The organism is Leuconostoc falkenbergense, assembly GCF_045801155.1.
GTDB lineage: Bacteria > Bacillota > Bacilli > Lactobacillales > Lactobacillaceae > Leuconostoc > Leuconostoc falkenbergense.
The window spans coordinates 1,655,009-1,672,500 of sequence record NZ_CP174386.1; the positions used below are offsets into that span (position 1 = coordinate 1,655,009).

The 17,492-nt window shown below is 38.7% G+C and carries 26 protein-coding genes, 1 pseudogene and 1 riboswitch (1 of these 28 cut by a window edge); of the genes and pseudogenes, 7 read left to right on the forward strand and 20 right to left on the reverse strand.

Annotation, left to right across the window (positions count from 1 at the left end):
• Positions 1 to 10: 10 nt before the first annotated feature.
• From ssb to ACI3ES_RS08305, 13 genes and pseudogenes are all read right to left on the reverse strand, one after another.
• A complete protein-coding gene (ssb, locus tag ACI3ES_RS08245) occupies positions 11 to 457 on the reverse strand; it encodes a single-stranded DNA-binding protein (protein WP_114667516.1) in 447 nt (148 codons plus the stop codon).
• Positions 457 to 1,086, reverse strand: a complete 630-nt coding sequence (locus ACI3ES_RS08250; protein ID WP_242029681.1) for an ERF family protein — start codon at positions 1,084 to 1,086, stop codon at positions 457 to 459. Before ACI3ES_RS08250 ends, ssb begins: the two co-directional genes overlap by 1 nt.
• Positions 1,086 to 1,991: pseudogene (locus ACI3ES_RS08255) on the reverse strand (DUF1351 domain-containing protein). The gene ACI3ES_RS08250 and the pseudogene ACI3ES_RS08255 overlap by 1 nt, the downstream one beginning before the upstream one ends.
• Before the next feature lie 2 nt (positions 1,992 to 1,993).
• Entirely contained in the window at positions 1,994 to 2,203 is a 210-nt protein-coding gene (locus tag ACI3ES_RS08260; RefSeq protein WP_142511412.1) for a hypothetical protein, read from the reverse strand.
• Positions 2,200 to 2,397, reverse strand: coding sequence for a helix-turn-helix transcriptional regulator (locus ACI3ES_RS08265; protein ID WP_114667510.1), 198 nt, complete (start codon positions 2,395 to 2,397; stop codon positions 2,200 to 2,202). Before ACI3ES_RS08265 ends, ACI3ES_RS08260 begins: the two co-directional genes overlap by 4 nt.
• Positions 2,398 to 2,505: 108 nt before the next feature.
• Positions 2,506 to 2,661 (reverse strand): hypothetical protein, encoded by a 156-nt coding sequence (locus ACI3ES_RS08270; RefSeq protein WP_181809872.1) that lies wholly within the window; start codon positions 2,659 to 2,661, stop codon positions 2,506 to 2,508.
• Position 2,662: 1 nt separating this feature from the next.
• The gene (locus ACI3ES_RS08275) at positions 2,663 to 2,830 is read right to left on the reverse strand and encodes a hypothetical protein (protein WP_181809871.1); all 168 of its coding nucleotides are present in this window, start codon (positions 2,828 to 2,830) and stop codon (positions 2,663 to 2,665) included.
• A gap of 9 nt (positions 2,831 to 2,839) precedes the next feature.
• Positions 2,840 to 3,571, reverse strand: coding sequence for a phage antirepressor KilAC domain-containing protein (locus ACI3ES_RS08280; protein ID WP_142511411.1), 732 nt, complete (start codon positions 3,569 to 3,571; stop codon positions 2,840 to 2,842).
• A gap of 5 nt (positions 3,572 to 3,576) precedes the next feature.
• Positions 3,577 to 3,819: a hypothetical protein gene (locus tag ACI3ES_RS08285; RefSeq protein ID WP_114667506.1), complete on the reverse strand. Its 243-nt coding sequence runs from the start codon at positions 3,817 to 3,819 to the stop codon at positions 3,577 to 3,579.
• Between the two features lie 81 nt (positions 3,820 to 3,900).
• Positions 3,901 to 4,056, reverse strand: a complete 156-nt coding sequence (locus ACI3ES_RS08290; RefSeq protein WP_407631968.1) for a hypothetical protein — start codon at positions 4,054 to 4,056, stop codon at positions 3,901 to 3,903.
• Positions 4,057 to 4,515 (reverse strand): DNA N-6-adenine-methyltransferase, encoded by a 459-nt coding sequence (locus ACI3ES_RS08295; RefSeq protein WP_142511410.1) that lies wholly within the window; start codon positions 4,513 to 4,515, stop codon positions 4,057 to 4,059.
• Positions 4,508 to 4,717 (reverse strand): hypothetical protein, encoded by a 210-nt coding sequence (locus tag ACI3ES_RS08300; RefSeq protein ID WP_114667503.1) that lies wholly within the window; start codon positions 4,715 to 4,717, stop codon positions 4,508 to 4,510. The genes ACI3ES_RS08295 and ACI3ES_RS08300 overlap by 8 nt, the downstream gene beginning before the upstream one ends.
• 65 nt (positions 4,718 to 4,782) lie before the next feature.
• Positions 4,783 to 5,010, reverse strand: coding sequence for a helix-turn-helix transcriptional regulator (locus ACI3ES_RS08305; protein ID WP_407631969.1), 228 nt, complete (start codon positions 5,008 to 5,010; stop codon positions 4,783 to 4,785).
• Between the two features lie 152 nt (positions 5,011 to 5,162).
• Between ACI3ES_RS08305 and ACI3ES_RS08310 the strand changes: the two genes are divergently transcribed.
• The 5 genes from ACI3ES_RS08310 (at position 5,163) to ACI3ES_RS08330 (ending at position 10,711) form a co-directional block, all read left to right on the forward strand.
• Complete coding sequence (locus ACI3ES_RS08310; protein WP_114667500.1) at positions 5,163 to 5,849, forward strand: XRE family transcriptional regulator; 687 nt, start codon at positions 5,163 to 5,165, stop codon at positions 5,847 to 5,849.
• Positions 5,850 to 5,914: 65 nt separating this feature from the next.
• Positions 5,915 to 6,469, forward strand: a complete 555-nt coding sequence (locus ACI3ES_RS08315; RefSeq protein WP_114667498.1) for an Ltp family lipoprotein — start codon at positions 5,915 to 5,917, stop codon at positions 6,467 to 6,469.
• Between the two features lie 298 nt (positions 6,470 to 6,767).
• Positions 6,768 to 7,814, forward strand: a complete 1,047-nt coding sequence (locus tag ACI3ES_RS08320) for a tyrosine-type recombinase/integrase (protein ID WP_114667497.1) — start codon at positions 6,768 to 6,770, stop codon at positions 7,812 to 7,814.
• A 347-nt stretch (positions 7,815 to 8,161) separates the two neighbouring features.
• The gene (gene ppcA, locus ACI3ES_RS08325) at positions 8,162 to 9,676 is read left to right on the forward strand and encodes a phosphoenolpyruvate carboxylase (protein ID WP_114667495.1); all 1,515 of its coding nucleotides are present in this window, start codon (positions 8,162 to 8,164) and stop codon (positions 9,674 to 9,676) included.
• A gap of 99 nt (positions 9,677 to 9,775) precedes the next feature.
• Complete coding sequence (locus ACI3ES_RS08330) at positions 9,776 to 10,711, forward strand: diacylglycerol kinase family protein (RefSeq protein ID WP_114667494.1); 936 nt, start codon at positions 9,776 to 9,778, stop codon at positions 10,709 to 10,711.
• A 55-nt stretch (positions 10,712 to 10,766) separates the two neighbouring features.
• Here the strand turns inward: ACI3ES_RS08330 and ACI3ES_RS08335 are convergent, their stop codons facing one another.
• Together ACI3ES_RS08335 and metK are read right to left on the reverse strand one after the other, a co-directional pair.
• Complete coding sequence (locus ACI3ES_RS08335) at positions 10,767 to 11,699, reverse strand: ADP-ribosylglycohydrolase family protein (protein ID WP_114667492.1); 933 nt, start codon at positions 11,697 to 11,699, stop codon at positions 10,767 to 10,769.
• Positions 11,700 to 11,718: 19 nt separating this feature from the next.
• Positions 11,719 to 12,876 (reverse strand): methionine adenosyltransferase, encoded by a 1,158-nt coding sequence (metK, locus tag ACI3ES_RS08340; RefSeq protein WP_114667491.1) that lies wholly within the window; start codon positions 12,874 to 12,876, stop codon positions 11,719 to 11,721.
• A gap of 99 nt (positions 12,877 to 12,975) precedes the next feature.
• Positions 12,976 to 13,079, reverse strand: a riboswitch (SAM riboswitch).
• Positions 13,080 to 13,236: 157 nt separating this feature from the next.
• Between metK and ACI3ES_RS08345 the strand changes: the two genes are divergently transcribed.
• Positions 13,237 to 14,064 (forward strand): hypothetical protein, encoded by an 828-nt coding sequence (locus tag ACI3ES_RS08345; RefSeq protein WP_114667489.1) that lies wholly within the window; start codon positions 13,237 to 13,239, stop codon positions 14,062 to 14,064.
• A gap of 18 nt (positions 14,065 to 14,082) precedes the next feature.
• Here ACI3ES_RS08345 and miaA read toward each other — a convergent pair whose 3' ends face one another.
• A complete protein-coding gene (miaA, locus tag ACI3ES_RS08350; protein ID WP_114667488.1) occupies positions 14,083 to 14,967 on the reverse strand; it encodes a tRNA (adenosine(37)-N6)-dimethylallyltransferase MiaA in 885 nt (294 codons plus the stop codon).
• Positions 14,960 to 15,700, reverse strand: a complete 741-nt coding sequence (locus tag ACI3ES_RS08355; protein WP_114667487.1) for a glycerophosphodiester phosphodiesterase family protein — start codon at positions 15,698 to 15,700, stop codon at positions 14,960 to 14,962. Before ACI3ES_RS08355 ends, miaA begins: the two co-directional genes overlap by 8 nt.
• A 91-nt stretch (positions 15,701 to 15,791) precedes the next feature.
• Between ACI3ES_RS08355 and ACI3ES_RS08360 the strand changes: the two genes are divergently transcribed.
• Positions 15,792 to 15,974, forward strand: coding sequence for a DUF3042 family protein (locus ACI3ES_RS08360; RefSeq protein ID WP_114667486.1), 183 nt, complete (start codon positions 15,792 to 15,794; stop codon positions 15,972 to 15,974).
• Positions 15,975 to 16,003: 29 nt separating this feature from the next.
• Here the strand turns inward: ACI3ES_RS08360 and ACI3ES_RS08365 are convergent, their stop codons facing one another.
• The 3 genes in view from ACI3ES_RS08365 to spx are tightly spaced (at most 58 nt apart) and all read right to left on the reverse strand, a layout consistent with a single transcriptional unit that may run on beyond the window.
• A complete protein-coding gene (locus ACI3ES_RS08365; RefSeq protein WP_114667485.1) occupies positions 16,004 to 16,408 on the reverse strand; it encodes a rhodanese-like domain-containing protein in 405 nt (134 codons plus the stop codon).
• A 58-nt stretch (positions 16,409 to 16,466) separates the two neighbouring features.
• Entirely contained in the window at positions 16,467 to 17,165 is a 699-nt protein-coding gene (locus ACI3ES_RS08370; protein ID WP_114667484.1) for an adaptor protein MecA, read from the reverse strand.
• A gap of 56 nt (positions 17,166 to 17,221) precedes the next feature.
• Positions 17,222 to 17,492, reverse strand: the 3' portion of a protein-coding gene (spx, locus tag ACI3ES_RS08375; RefSeq protein ID WP_114667483.1) for a transcriptional regulator Spx. Its footprint extends 164 nt past the window's final position; only the last 271 of its 435 coding nucleotides appear in the window; its start codon lies beyond the right edge, outside the window; its stop codon occupies positions 17,222 to 17,224.

Sequence of the window (17,492 nt, forward strand, 5' to 3'; positions counted from 1 at the left end):
TCTTTTTCTCCTAAAATGGTAAATCGTCATCTGAAATGTCAATTTCAGTGTTGCCACTACCAGCAAATTTATTTTGATTGCCTTGATTTGCGAATGGATCAGGTGCCTGTGACTTCGGTGCTGATTGCTGACCATCACTCTTCTTTTCCAACAAACTGAAATTATCAGCTACAACCTCTGTGACATAAACACGCTTGCCGTTTCCGTCTTCGTAGTTGCGTGTTTGCAACCGTCCCTCAATCGCCACTAGCGCACCTTTGTGTGTGAAGTTAGCGAAGTTTTCGGCTGCTTTGCGCCAGATAACACCGTTGATAAAGTCCGCTTCACGTTCGCCACTAGCATTCGTAAATGGACGATTAACCGCTAAACTTAATGTTCCAACTGCCACACCTGATTGTGTGTATCTAACTTCAACATCTTTGGTCAATCGACCAATGAGCACTACTCTGTTAATCATTATTTGTCTCCTACCCAACCCCTAAGGGTTTCTACTATCATTTGTTTTTGTGTCTGATTAAGCTTTGCGAAGTCCATAAACTGTTTTAGATTTAATCCAACTGAACCTGACAATCCTTGAAAGAAAGCTACTTCGTCTATATTTCTTTTTGTTTGAATTTGCTTTGACAATTTACCGAACTCACTATTCAAAGCGTCTTTTGGCTTGCCACCGGTTGAATTTGTTTGAGCGTGCTGCTCATTATTTGCTGCGTTACCATCATCGTCAACATCACTGGCAATTCCAAACGCCATCGATAAACTATATCTGCGCGCGTATGTGAGAGCTGATCCCTCCGCTTGTGCTGAATTTGTACCGCGATTGCCTAAATCATTGGCAACCTTTGAGCCTGTTAAATCCAGCGTTTCACCATATCCAATCACTCTAGTTATCATCAGACCGTCATTAACAATATTTGTGAAGAAAAACTTTGCCCCTGCCGCCTTACGTGCTTTAACAATCGAATTGATAACTGCGTCGAGTGTTACATAACTTGATTTGAACATCGGGTTGCTGGCTTCTTTTTTGGGCTGTTCAATGTTGTTTTGCGTCTCAGCCAAGGCTTCGTATAGAGTTTTAAATTCAGTCATCACTCTCCTCCAAATTGAATACCATTGTTTCTCATAAAATCAGCGACCGATTGAAGTTGTTTCAACGTACCAGTGACAACTAGCTTTCTGGTATAAGTCTTAGGTTGTTCTGGTCCAACCGGCTTAACAGGTTCAACGATTTCACCATCTTCGGTGACGGTTTTTTCGCCAACATGTGTAACGGTTTTTTCCTGTTCTTGCTTTGCTTGCATTTCCGCGATTGCTTTTTCTGCTTCTTCGCGTTTTTGGCGTTTGATGACATCTCCGTCAATATCCGCCATAATTTGTGCTAATGATTTGAAGTCGAGACTGTGAGTATATCCCTCTGGATCAAATTCTTTACTCTCTGCATAATTGCGAACGGCTATTGTGTCGGCTACTCGTTGTTGCTTCGATTCAACTAAATGGTTCAGTTGTGGTTCAATGTGTTCCTCAATAAATGTTTGCTTGGGCTTTGTGCCATTAAAATTACCTTTGATAAACCATTTATCATTAATTTCAATGTCTGGTTCAATATCAAGTTCAGATGAGCGTTGCGCTAAATACTCATTCAATCCGTCACGGCGCTTTTGCTTTTCTTCCTCATCAAACACCTTGACATCAGTATCAATTTCATCAGCGGCTGCTTTTGCTTTCTTTTCAAAGCTAACTGCCATTTCTGATACCTCTTCAAACGGTCTCAACAGTTGAGCTTTGACTTTGCTTCGTCATGCTGCTGACTCTTTAGCTGCGTTCCGTAGTTCTGCACGTGCTTTTTTCGAGCCACTTAATGTCTCATCAGTGACAACAAAATTGCTGTTGCGGCTGATGATTTGTTCAAAGTCTGATTTGAACTGTTCAACATTCTTAAAGTTGATTTGACCGTCTTTTACACCAATTTCTGGTTGTGTTATTTCGTTTGCCATGTTTAATCTCCGTTTTTAATCTTGTTAATCGTTGCATCTAACTCCGATATTTCGTTGTCAACCTCTAACATTTGATTTTCGAGGTCATCACGCTTCGTGTACCAATCGTCACGTTCGCTATGCAACTTATCCAATAGCTCTTGCTTGTAACGCCAACGTTCGTCTTCAACGTCTGGTCTTCCGAAGTGTAATGCGTCTATCGGTTCAATCATCTAACATCACTCCTTCCGACCAGATAATCAATTGAGACTTCGAAATAATCAGCTAGATCGAATACGATTGGCAATCGTGGTTCGTGTTCTCCTGATTCGTATCTAGCCAATGTTCGTTGTGTTACCAACATTTCATCTGCTAATTCTTGTTGCGTCACGTTGCGCTCTTTACGAAGCTCACGTAATCTGTTCATTTGCTTTTACCTCATTTCTTGATATAATCGAGGTATAAATTATTTTGAGAGACAATTTATACCTACTGCGCTTAGCCAACTCCAATTGTGCTAAGCGTTTTTCTTTTGTTAGAAATACTTGTTTGAGCTATTCTTACCGCCCATTGCTTCAAGTCTGCGTTGCTTTTCGATTCGTTCACGTTCTTGTGCTTCACCTTGTGATAAGCCTAGTGCGAAAACTAAAACTAAAATTACGATTGTTGCTATTACTTGTAAAAACCACATGTTATTTACTTACCCTTTCAAATAAATCCAAAGCGCCGTTTGCTTGTGCTATTGGATTAAAATTCAATGTCGTATCATTCTCGATTGCTTCACGACCTTTACTAATTGCTGCCTGTGCGTAATCAAGCAACGACTGCCTGATGTCTTCTAAATCTGCACTCTTTGACATGTTGACCTCCTATGCTGCTTGCAAAAACTTGTTAATAAAGTATTGCTGACCTTTTCCGGTAACTTTAGGTGTCTTGGATACCGTGACACTACCGTTACTACGTGCGATTGATGTTTCCTTGATTTCAAACAGTCCCAATTCCATGCTTTTCTGTGTTGGCATGTTGTAGTCTGTACCCCTGCGCCGGATTAAGTAGCCGTTATCACGTAGCCAACTGAACAACCGTGTAGCCCCTGTATCGACACCGTTTTGTTTGAGTATCTTAGCTAGTTCACCAACCAGAACACTTGTATGGCTGGTTGCTACTGCGTCAGCAAACAATGCTTTCGGTTTCATTTCGGCAATGATTTGGTCTTTCTGCTCAAGCAGTAACTGTGACGCTTTCAAACCGAGCGCCATTTGATAAGATGGATCATTGGCTAACTTCTTGTAACGGTCTTCGACTTGGATAAAGTAATCTCTGATTTGTTGACTCTTTTCAGTCTTCGACATCATAGCTACGTTCTTTGCCATGTCGACTGTGAGAGAATAATCTTGAAGATATTGAACGTTACCATTTCCACCAATAACAGGTGTACCTCCGGGTACGCCTGTAAAATCTGTGCCTTCAACGTACATTTCCCGATATTGTTCAAACCATGCGCTGAAACGTTTCTTAACGCCTAATTCCTTGTGCAACTCTCGAGCACTGACCCGTGTTTCGCCTTGCTCGTTTTGATTAATCTTGATAATTTCTTGCATATTGCTTACCTTCCGTAAAATTTCGTTTGTTCATCTAACCACTGTTGGACCGCCTTTTTTGGATAACCATTCTTCATGTTTGGCTGTTTGATATAAGGAAACCCGTCAGCGTAGATGTAATTATTGACACTGTTTATGCCGACCCCTAGAAACCGAGCCAACTCCGTTTTATCCATCACCTCTGGCAATTCACTTCGTTTGAATATCCTGATCAGTTCATCTAACTTTTCAAGTAGCTGTTTTACCATTAGCTTGCCTCCTTTCTAAATATCCTGAATGTCTAGCAACTGTCTAACCTTTGATCGAACCTCACGAGAACTATTGCAAAACTATTTCTTGATAAATGTTTCAACCAAGAAAGTAACTTGAACTTCCATGTAACCGTGGGAGTTTTTAATTGGCTGAACATCTATAACGTGTTGTTCATCATAAGCAAACTTCTTGTCATCGATTATTAATGAATTACCTTCATCAATCATTTCCATCTATCTCGCCTCCTTTCCGAATACAACTATTGCGCTTGGAAATGGCGCTGGATTACCAGCCTGACCATTAACTTCAAATTTCAATCTTCCTCTGATAAATTCAATATCAGCATGCGGAAATATGAAATCATGCCAGTAACTCGTGTCCGTCCGTGATGGAATCAACATCACTATTTTTCTGTTTGGATCACGATTACTTTCCTGATACGCCTTTTCTACCCAAGTACGAATGTTTCTACCGTATGGTGGGTTAACAAACACATTACCCCCCCATTTTTGCTTTAGCGCGTCATCATTTGCGGTAAAGTAGTTGTCTACTTTGTGATTCTCATCTGAAGCCGCTGCATCTAAATCAAACGAATATTCTTCGTTCAACTTTCGAAAAAGCAACGCCGGCGTCTCCCAATCATCTTTATTGGAAGTAAGCGCCGGACCATCTTTTTTAAAGAAATCAGACATTTTTCAAAGCTCCAGCCACTGTCTTAACACGGCTATTATTCACTTGTTGGAAGCTATCGTCTTTAACGTTGACAAGATACAAAGTAACCGAACGTTCTGATCTGAATTCCCATACATGTTTGTACAACTTGTAGTCTTCGTTTCCATCAATGTATAGATACATCTCACTGCTGTTTGCTTGCTTCAATTCTGTAAATGTCATGTTACTGTTCCTTTCTTGACGGCTCGGCTACTTCACTAGTCGGGCTTTTCCTATGCTGGTTGCTTTCATTTCGGTTTTTCCGAAACAGTAGACAAAAAAATTTCATCTACTGATACACCGAGCGCATTCGCGACTTTTTCAACATTTTTGTAACGGGCGTTTCTAAGATTGTCAATGTCGGATTCGTATGTGTTGATAGTTCTTTCAGACAATCCAGAAGCAAGTGCCAAATCTTTTTGTGTCAATCGCTTTTGCATTCGTATATCGAATAACGCTTGCTTATTAGCTAACATTTAATCGCCTCCTTTCAATACTTTTAGTATATACTTCGGTTTTTCCGAAGTCAACAACTAATTTCGGTTTTTCTGAATTATTTTTTCAGAAACGTATTTCATTTTTTCCGAAGTCGTGTATAATATAAGGTATAGAAAACGGAGATAAGATTATGTTCGCAAATAATTTAAGATACCTACGCGAAAAACACGGAATGGATCAAATTGACTTGGCGATGAAACTTGGTCGAAAAAGTTCTTCTTCTGTAAGCGAGTGGGAAAAAGGCAAGTACACTCCAAAAATAGGGGTGCTTAACGATATCGCCGAAATATTTGGAGTTTCAATTACAGACTTAATGAATAAAGATTTAAGTCACGTGGTTGATAATCGAGTTAATTTGATACGAATGTACGACTCGTTGAACGGTGAACGTCAGACTAATGTTTACAACTACACAGAACAACAATATAATGAACAAAACAACATTATCCAGATGCCTGTAAAGAGTGAAGTTAAATTGTATGGCGCTGTATCAGCTGGTACAGGTGAATATCTTTTAGACAATACACCTGAACTTGTACCCTATGAGGGCGTTGTTCCTGAACATGATTATGCCATTATCGTCAACGGCGTTTCTATGAGACCACTATTTGAAGACAAACAGATTATCTTTGTTAAGAAAACGTTTGAAGCACGCAGCGGTCAAGTCGTTATCGCCTACTATGATAATCAGGCATACGTAAAAAAGTACGTCAATGATGAAAAAGGCGCACGTTTCGTTTCTTTGAATAAGAGCTATGATGATATGCCTATTGATGAAACACACGAGACACAAATTATCGGTGTTGTTGTTCTATAAACCGCTATGCGGTGTACATATTATGTGCCGAGCGTCCACATTAAAAAGCTTTGGAGATTAGAGACATGAGTAAGAAAATCGTTGGAGATGATGGTAAGACGTACGTGCAAAAGAAACCAATTTACAAACGTGTATGGTTCTGGATTCTTGCGATAGTAGTTATAGCAATTTTTTCAAGTGCAATGAGCGGTGGTTCTGATAAAAGTTCATCAAAATCATCTAATTCAACTCAATCAACCAAAGCGACAGACGATGAAAGTTCGTCGAGCGAAGAGACAGTAAGTTCTTCAAGTTCAGAAAAGCCAAAGGTTTCGGCTGAATTTACATCGGCTCTGACAAAAGCTACGCAATATGCTAATATGATGAACATGTCAAAAGCTGGCATATATGACCAGCTCACATCCGATGCCGGAGAACAGTTTCCAGCTGACGCAGCACAATACGCCGTTGACAATGTGAAAGCTGACTGGAATAAAAACGCTTTGGAAAAAGCCAAGCAATACCAATCAAAAATGAGTATGTCTGCTGAAGCTATTCGTGACCAACTAACTTCCGAAGCCGGCGAGAAGTTCACGCAAGATGAAGCAAACTATGCTATCCAGCACCTGAATGATAACTAGTCAATGCCCTTATGGGCGTACATAAAAAAAGGCGCGATGAGAGGAGATGAATAATGTGCGTTACTTTCTCGAGTATAGTCAGCTACAACTAAAATGGGTGTTTATTGCCATTTACAGCCTTGCAGCTTTACTTATCTTGGCTGGTGTTTTATATCTATTATGGTCAAAATTTAAAGACAAATAAAAAAGCACACCCCTAACCTGCAAGTCAAAGGGTGTGCTAAAACATGAATAAACGCACGGGGCGTTCTATTAGATTATAACAGATATAAGCCCCCTGATAAAGGAGGTTTTTATCATGGCTTCAATTTACAAACGTGGTAAGACTTGGACGGCTAGTGTTTCCGTTCCCTATCAAGGTGGATATAAGAAAAAGACTAGATCTGGATTTAAGACCAAAACTGAAGCTAATGCTTGGTCTGCAAAAACAGAAGGTCAAAAATACGACGGTGATATTAATTTTCAACCCTCACAATCATTTAGTGATTTCGTTGATGTCTGGATACGTACATACAAAACAGATGTATCTCGTTCTACTTTGGTTGGCTATGATTTATCAAGTAAGGCGGTTAAAAAGTATTTTGGCGATACATCTATTGATAAAATCACAAGACAGCAGGCACAAACATTCTTAAATGAATATGGCCTGTCCCACTCTTTAGCTTCAAGTCAGAAACTTAAAGGACATTTGAACGCAATTATGAAAGACGCTGTTGCTGATGGCGTTATTACTATAAACCCCTTTGAGCGGACAAAGCCACACGGATATAGTTCTAAAGACAGCTCGTTAAAGTTCTTGGAGTATAACGACTTCAAACGACTTATCCAATACTTGAAAGATAACCACGAACCTACTCACGATATTATGCTAGTATCTGCTCTATCTGGTGCAAGACTTGGTGAGGTAATAGGTTTGACTAAAGCTGACATTAGCAACGGTATGATTGACATTAACAAGTCATACGAGGAGCGCCTAAATGTATTGAAAGAGCCAAAAACACCTAATTCTGTTCGGATTGTTGATGTTCCAATTTGGTTGACTGATTATCTGGTTAATTTACCAAACAATGACAATGAACGTCTATTCAATCGTAAACAGAGTAGCGTTAACCGTGAGCTTGGGAAAGTCCTAACAAGATTAGATATTGATAAGAAAATCAGTTTTCATGGTCTGCGTCATAGCCACGCTTCAATGTTAATCACTAAAGGAGTCGCCGTTGAATACATCAGCGAACGTCTGGGACACAAAGATATTTCAATTACTCAAAAAACATATTTGCACCTACTACAGGTAAAACGTGAAAAAGAAATTACGCATACTATTAAGCTTCTTAATTTGCTTTGATTATAAAAATTTGCTACAAATTTGCTACAATAACCTATCAAAACCCTAATATAAAGGCGTCACGCTTTTTGTACAAAGAGACTGCTCGAAAGCCAATGATTTTACCTATGTTAATTATGATGTAATAAAAACCACTAAATTTTAATAATTTGGTGGTTTTTGACTGTCTTTTTGAATATTATTATTATTATTTTGTACCCAACTCCAAACATTATGTGTCCCATCATAACAAAATACAGACATTACAAAAACAAATACGTAATTATTCGGAAAAAAACTAGCATATTCTCAAAACACCTAGAACGCAATATGTTACAATACTGTAAGTAAAACATTAAGGAGCTATCATGACAACACGTAAAATTCCTACAATCATGGGTACACAGCATCCCGATAACGCTAATGCACCTTTCTGGGACAGTTCTCAGCAACCATTCATCAGCGCTTATCGTGAGACCAGCGAAGCATTTGAAAACTTTAGTGAATTAAATGTTGACGAATATATGTGGGATTGGGAAGGTAAACATGCCGATGCCGCAGTCATTGATCGCTTATTTAGCTCAGAGTATGGCTATTTCAAGGAAAATCAAATTGGACGAGACAAGTTTTTAACATTCCGATTTCCAAATATTTGGGAAGAAAAAGGTTACAACTTGATGCAAGCAATGACCGCCTTTTTGAGTTCCGAAGATTTTGCACATGATCTTGGCTTCACTCGGCCTTTATTTGAAGCCATCTTGCCAATGGCACAACGTGCAGACCAAATTTTAAAAATGCAACTTTTATTTGAAAAATTAGCAAATTTCAAAACAGCAGAGTTCACGCGTTCAGATAAAAACACACCTTATATCGAAATGATTCCGTTATTTGAAGATTTTGATACGCAACTACATGCACCGGAAATTTTAAAAGAATACTTAACACTCCATGAAGAACATTTTGGTTTCCGACCAAAGTATTTACGTGTGTTCTTGGCAGGATCTGATTCAGCCTTGACTGCCGGATTTATGAGTTCGATTACAGGTAACAAATTAGCAATTGCAAGATTACATGAGTTTGCTGAGCAAGAAAACATTGAAATCTATCCTATTTCTGGAACAGGATCGGCTATTTTTAGAGGTGGTCTATCACCACGTCGTATTGATCGTTATGTCAAAGAATTTCCCGGTGTCAGAACAGCGACAGTCCAATCAGCTTTCCGTTATGATTTTCCATTGGAGGATGTCCAATCCGCCATTGCCAAATTAAAAGCAGAACTACCAGTTGCCGAACCACTCAAAATAAACCCTGAAGACCAAAAAATATTAGCCGAAGTTGCTGAAATTTCAGCTAAATATTATTCAAATACGCTAGATAACTTAGTGCCAAGTATGCAACCAATTTTCAAGGCGTTCCCAAAGCGCCGCGATCGCCGTCAACACGTTGGCGTTCTTGGCTACTCGCGTTCTGTTGATGGCATCGAATTGCCTCGAGCAATTAACTTCACAGGTGCGTTCTATTCTGTTGGTGTTCCCCCTGAATTTATTGGTTTCGGGCGTGCCCTGAAACAACTTAATGCTGACCATCTTGGTGTTTTTGTGAGACATTATCCAAGTATGAAGCAGGACTTCCGAGAATTGGCTCGTTATGTCAACATGGATGCCCTACAAATCTTAAAAACTCAGAGTCCAGCTTGGGCTGAAGTGGAAGAAGATATTTTGATTTTGCAAAATATCTTTGGTTTCGAACTCCAACCGCTAACTAGAGAAGAAAAACAGCATGCAGAAATTGCGCTACAAGTTGTGCAAATTAAGGACGGTGCACCAATTGCCGTAACAGCACTCATCAATCGCATGGCCCAATTACGCCATTTTCTTGGTTAAAAAAACATCCTAAAAACCGTACTTATCGTTTGATAAATAGCCTTAACGGGCTTTTTTTGTTACAATAAAATTAATTTGTTTGAAAGTTTGAGCGTGTCAATGCCACAATTCTATGTTATTAACAATCCTCTTGCTGGCAGTGGACGCCACCAAGAAACAATCTCAACAATTAAATCTCAACTAACCTTTGTCTCATGGCAAGACACAACTTTTGCAGGACAGGCAACCCGTATTGCAAAAAAATTAGCTAAGGATTTACCTGATATTCCTTCAGACAATGTCATATTGGCGATTGGTGGTGACGGTACATTAAATGAAGTTCTCAACGGATTACTCAAATTTAAACGACGAAACCCACTGCCCATTGCTTATCTACCCAATGGATCTGGCAATGACTTTGCTCGTGCGGCACAATTAGGTGATGCCAATGAATCTTTGTCACGACTAGCAAAAATTAGATCCTCGCAATTACTGACGGTCGGCAAAATTGTTGGTGATGCACCAAAAAAACAAACAAGGTATTTTGTCAATAATTTAGGCATTGGTTTCGATGCAGCAGTCGTCTCACAAACCAATCATGATAAATGGAAAGCCCGTCTCAACAAAATTGGTTTAGGTTCATTGAGCTATCTTTTTTCTGTTCTCAAGGTATTTACAAATCAAAAGAGTTTTCCTGTTACGATTAATTCAGGAGATGACTACCTCAATTTTCCGCGTGTTTTTTTGCTGACATTAACTAACCACGCTTATTTTGGTGGTGGTATCGCAATTTTGCCTGAAGCTAAGCTCACAACCTTTGGATTAGATTTGGTTATCGCAGAGAAAATGAGTTTTGCTGAGTTTGTAGCAATGTTTATTGCTTTAAAAAGAAATGGCAGACATCTCAAATTCAAAAAGGTTCATCATATCAAAATGTCACAAAATGCTTCTATTCATGTCCGTGACATTCAACCCGGCCAAGTTGACGGTGAAGAATTAGGCAATGGCAGCTACGATTTTCAATTAAAATTTGAACATTATCCATTTTGGATTTGAATAAAAAAATTCCAAGTCAATGAGATGTCATCTCACGACTTGGAATTTTTAAATATCAATTAAAACGAGCGGAACGCTCAGCTTGTGACACAATCGTCGCCAATAAACGGCGTGCCACGAATTTTTGACTGAGGTTGATTACCATTTCATCATGATAGTAAACAGCTGCCATGGCGGCAACTAAAGTTGGAACTACACTATTAGCATGACCATGAACCAATGAGTTTTTGATCGCTTCAGTATAGTTGTGACTATTCAGCAAACTCCAAATGACTGCCTCTAAGGTAGAAGCGGCTTTGCCATCTAATACTATTTTTTCGGCCGGAATATTTCTAAAATCCGGCAAATTAAGCTCATCAAACGCAGAAAGTTCAGCAACAAACACTTGGTGCCGTGAGTAATACTCAAACCCAAAAGCTAACCCATTTTCAACAGCATCTGATAAATTATTGCCGTCTAAAATTTGGCTCAGGATTAGGCTCATCATACCCACTGTCACTAAGGCGCCCTCATCATTGTGCGTTAAACCGGCAATACGATGAAGTAGCATCATCGCTGTTTCATCATTAACAAAAGAAGTGCCATATTGGTGATGCAAGTAAAGTGCCACCGGCAACATACGTGCCAAAATGTTATCACTATCTGCTGCATCATCTGATACACCGGCAGATAGCATATCACGATTTTTTATATAATTATCTAATGCTTTTTTTGTGACGTCATCAACGCTTTGGTGTGTCCCCACAGGCGCATACTGCCGTCTTTGGTACCAGTTCTGTAAGTGAGCCATAACATCGGCCAACTGATAGCCTCTTGTTAAACTGGCCGTTGTTGCTAATGATAAGCTGACCTGTGTTCCCCACTCCAATTGCTTATCAAATTGTTGATCTAACACCTTATCTTGATCATTAGCAGGCAAAGACGCGATACTTTCACCAATAGCCATGCCAAATATCAAAAATTGAATTGTTGATTGTTTTTTACCCATACAATCATTTTAACATGAATTAGAGCAAGCTTTTAATTTCTTCAACTTTATCCAAAGCTTCCCAAGGTAAATCAATATCCGTTCTACCAAAATGACCAAAAGCGGCAGTTTGCTTATAAATAGGACGACGTAAATCTAAGTGATTAATAATTGCTAATGGTCTGAAATCAAATAATTGTGTGATAATTTCAGTAATTTTATTGTCACTAATTTTAGCAGTGCCAAATGTTTCAACATTAAGTGAAACAGGTTCAGCTACACCAATTGCATATGCAACTTGCAATTCAAGTCGATCAGCTACACCTGCGGCAACCATGTTTTTAGCCACATAGCGGGCAAAATAAGCGGCCGAGCGATCCACTTTTGTCGCATCTTTTCCAGAAAAAGCACCACCACCATGGTGCGCCGCACCACCATAGGTGTCAACAATAATTTTACGACCTGTTAACCCCGAATCAGCTTGCGGTCCACCCAAAACAAATCGACCTGATGGATTGATATAATATTTTGTCTGATCATCAACTAATTCTTGTGGCAAAACCTTATCGATTACCAACTCACGGACATCTTTACGAAGCGTCTCAAGTGATACTGCGTCATCGTGTTGTGTCGATATAACCACTGCAGCAATCCGTTGCACTTGGTTGTCATCATTTAATTCAACAGTTACTTCACCTTTCGCATCTGGACGGAGGTAACTTAGCTGATTAGATTCGCGTACATCACGAATACGACGCATTAAACGATGTGATAATGCCAAAGTCAATGGCAAATAACTATCTGTTTCATTAGTTGCGTAGCCAAACACCATGCCTTGATCGCCAGCGCCTAATTGCTCGGGATCATCATCAGCATTATCTACTGCCTGCGCAATATCAGATGATTGCTCAACAATCTTATTTGAAACATTAACAGAATCTGCTGTAAAACCTAATTCTGCTTTATCATAACCGATTTCTCTAATTGTGTCTGTGGCAATTTGGCGAATATTAACATATGCGTTAGTAGATAGTTCCCCAAAAATTGATACATCTCCCGTTGATGTTGTCACCTCGACAGCTGATCGTGCATAAGGATCCTGCGCCAAAACAGCGTCCAAAATTGCATCCGCAATTTGATCTGCAATTTTATCAGGATGTCCAGCTGAGACAGACTCTGAAGTGAAAAATTTTGTCATTGATATTCTCCTGCGTAAGGTCGCCACCAGTTTTGCAAAATAAAAAGCTAAAGCCGAAATTAAAAAGCGCGCTCGACATCGTCGAACACGCTAACGTGACGACTATCTGTACAGAATTACCACCGTACACTGCAAATTGTTAAGTCTGCCGCCGGTTGGTGCAGGGTCAAAGTGCTGTATCACTCGCCTGCTCTTGATAGCTGTTTTAAATTGTACTGATAATTGTAACAAACTTCCTTGTATAATTCAACCGACTTATAGGTTATTTACGTGTGCTTTCTGATTAGTTGGCTGATAATGATACAATTCTGTCATAAAAACGATACGTCATTTGTCCATTTTTACGGTACAATATTAGCTATGGATCAAGACTACTACCAACAACAAAATCTATCTCAACGAATGCCAGATGGCACCATTTTACCACGACGTTTGAGCACAGATGCCAGAGACAAGAGAATCCTCGAAAACTTTTCACCGGCAAAATTGAAAGATTGGCGTTTTTGGGTCCCTCTGATTGTGATTGTTATCTCCCTCAACCTCGTTTGGTGGCGCTTACCGCTAATGCATACGCAAGACCTTGAGGGAGACTTAACGTGGGCATTAGCACCTTTATTTGGCTACACAATCACGATAGCTATTGGCATAGCTCTCATGATGACACAAAATTTTCGTAGTTTGTTAAGCTATTTATTTTTTGCTTTCAGTATTTTATTCACATTTAACTCACTTATTCAAGCACGTCACGAAATTTGGTTATTATTACTCATCTTAGTTGCTTTTTTTATTGCAGTCCAACAGTTGTGGCTGGGTTTACAAAATATTTTGGGATTAATTTTGCTGAGTGTCTTGGCTACTTTTACCATTCCAATTGCTATTTTTTACAGTGAAAATAATTATTTAACGCAGAAGTTTATTATTCAATTATTACCGATGCTTTTTGCCTTTTTCTTTTACTTCACCCCAATCATTATGCCAAATCCAGATGGCAGAAAACTTAGTTTGTTGTCAATTGGCCTCTTTTGGGCCGCTTTGTTAAGTCACCATGTTGGTGCTACGACGATTGTTATTTTTATACTTAGCATGTTTGCTTTCGTTTTACAGTTTGTTAAAGCGCGTATTGGCAACTGGCAAAATATGATTTACGTTTTCCTACTAGCGCTTTCAATGCTATTAGTTTATCAATGAAAAATGATTCACAGCTGTCTATAACCAGTTGCGAATCATTTTTTTTAAGTCAGGTGTGGCATTTTCACCTTTTATCCAAATTAATCCCGGTAATTGATGGCGTAAATAGGTTAATTGCCTTTTAGCATACCGTCTGGAATCTTGCTGTAATTGTTTTACGGCTTCGTCAAGTTTTTCTTCACCATTTAGGTAACCAAAAAACTCCTTGTACCCAATGGCCTTCCCTGCCTGCAAAGTCTCTCCACCGGCGTTTAAAATCGCTTGTGCTTCATTTAAAATACCTTCACTTACCATATTAATGACACGTTGGTTAATTCGCTGATACAATGTCTCGCGTGGCCAATCTAATCCAACAATCAGCGCATCATATGTCGGCCGCTTTACTGTTGTCTGTTGTTTATGTCCTTGATGTGCTATTTGAATTGCGCGAATCACGCGTTGCCTATTATTCAAATCAACGCGTTTAGCAAGAACATCATCTATTTTTGTTAATTCATCAACTAATTGCGGTAGTGTTTTGTTGGCTAATTCAGATGACAAATTAGGATCATTGGGACTGTATTCCAATGCTTGTAACCCAAGCAAAGCTTTCAAATAAAAACCAGTACCACCAACGATGATTGGTAACTTACCACGATTGCTAATATCTTCTATGATTTCGTCCGCTAGGGCAACAAATTCAGCTACGGAAAAGCTATCTGTCATATTCACGACATCAATGAGATGATGTGGCATTTTTTCTTGTTCGTGAACAGTTGGTTTAGCAGTTCCTACATCCAAGCCACGATAAATTTGCATTGAATCTGCTGACACTATTTCACCATGAAATTGCTCTGCTATCTGAATTGCCACGCCTGTCTTGCCCGAAGCTGTGGGGCCGGTAATGACTATTATTTTATTCATGCTCTTGTATTTCCTTACGCATTTTAACTGCCAAGGCCACTTGGTTAGTAATAATTCCCGGAATATTTGCCTCAAAAACACGTCTCATATCACTTTCTTTATCCACAGTCCAAGGTCGGATGTGCGCATTTTTTCGCCAAAAAAAAGCGGGTTTCCTATTTAGTATTCTAATGTCAGGATGAATGTAATCAAAAACCCCACGAAATTTTAACCATAAAACTTTAGGCGTCACCCAAAATACAAGTGCCGCTATTTCGGCATCAGGTTTTAGTTTTCTAATTATTTTCAATGATTCCAAATTAAAACTCTGATAGATAATAGGATAATTCGGCTTGAAAATTTCGACCATATCTAAAATTTCGGATTCAATGCCAGGATACGTCACATGATCTGTTTTAACTTCTAGTAACAATGTTTGATTAAATTGTTGTTCTTTCAAGAAAGTCAAAAACTCAAATAAAGTTGGCACAGTTACATTTGAGATTTTGGGTTCTTTATAACTACCAGCATCTAGCGCCTTAATTTCGGCTAATGTCAAATCCTTGACATAACCTGTTCCATTAGTTGTTCTGTCTACCTTCTCATCATGAATAACCACTAATTTACCATCCAGCGTTCTATGAACATCCATTTCAAGCATATCAGGGTGAAAAGCTAAGGCTGCCTCAAAGGCAGGGAGTGTATTTTCGGGTGCGACTAGACGATAGCCACGATGTGCAATAATTTCTGTCATCATTTATCCAATCTTTTTTATTTACAAATTAAAGAAAATAGTCGATAATAGTATTTAAGAAGTCTTAAGAATTTAAGGAAGTGTTTAGAATATGAAATCATTTAGATTAGGTGTTATTGTTGGCGTAATTGGTTCTGCCATCGTTGCCGCAGGTACAGCATTGGGATATCGTCAAACTGTGATTAAGCCACAGGAAAAAGCGGAAGAGATATATAATCAAGTGTCAAAAGCTGCTATTCGTCGTAGCGTTGCTGCGCATCAATCACGTTACTAAAAAGAACCGCGCTTAGCAAGCGGTTCTTTTTATTTCGTCTTTTTTCCCTCATAACGGCTAAAGCCACCACGTAGTATGAAGATTTTTTCCTTATCATAGCCCTGTTTTTTCAGTGACTTAGCAACACGAACCACATTTCGCAAATTATCATCGTAAAGAAAAATATCACGATCCTGCCGTAAGCCGGATTTACCCTGCAAAAAATTCATGGCACTGATATTGCGCGCACCCATAATATGAGAGCGCTTATACGGCTCGCTCTCACGAACATCAATTATTTGACCGTTGTCCGAATCAATTTTAGCAGCAAAGTCTTCCGGCTTTAAAAGTTTGCCATTTTGTTTGGCTGACAAAAATACCCAAAACCATCCACCAAATGCAAACAAAATCCATAACACAACAACGGTTGCCATCATCATTAAAATATTCGTCATAATACTTCCTCTAAATCAATCTTATACTATTGTATCAAAAAAAGACGCAAGCGCCTAATTAAAATAACTGATTTAATTGATCTACAGCATTCTTTACCATGACTGGTTCACCATGTTCTTTAAGCACGTCATTATTAACGTCACTTAAATTACCATATTCAAAGACAATTGCCAATTTATCTTTCAGTTCTTCCCAGCTAAAGTCATCATTTTTAGGCGTTAATTGTAAGAAAAAGATGTTATCATATCGGTACAGATCCGATATGAAATTTTTAGCGTCAAAAGTTTTGGCAATTGCAATAGCCGATTCAAAACTAAATAATTTAATCGTAATTGTTTTCTCAAAGCTGTTAGAACTTTTTGTAACCGATTTTTTGGGTATCACTGGGTGTTTAACACTTCCGTCGTCAGATTGACGTAATTCAGTGCGACGCTCATCTGAAATATCATCAATGTCTGAATTTTTCTTATTTGCAAAATCCATAATGTTATTGAGAATATCACCAACTTGATTTTCGGAATCTAATCTGGAAATAAATAGTTCCAGTCCATTACGATTGGGTAATATCTGAAATGAAACTTGATCATCATCATCAAAATCATGCTCTGTATCAACTTCAGAAAGAATGTTGTAAAAGAAGGACTCGATTTTATCATGATTGCCAAGCAATTCCATTACAGAAATACCACGATCTTCAAGATCAGAATTATTGATCATTACACGAATTGTGTTTTCATTGATACGCTCTCGTTCCATATTCACACTACCTTTCTAATTAAAATTTTAAATAATAGTTTTAAGGAAAATAGACATTAACTCTCCTCAACAACTAAATCTTTTGCTGCTTCTTCAAAATCCGCTTTGTAGGTTGCACGAAAAAGTTCACGTTGACGAACGTCTCGAGGCAAGAAACGGCGAATCTCATCTTCATTATAGCCTACTTGTATCCTTCGGTCATCCATAATTATTGGTCTTTTCAAAAGTGAAGGGTATGCCACAATTAAATCAATTAATGTATTAATTGATATATCATCCAAATTAACCGCTAATTTTGAAAAAATTTTGGATCTGGTCGAAATTAAT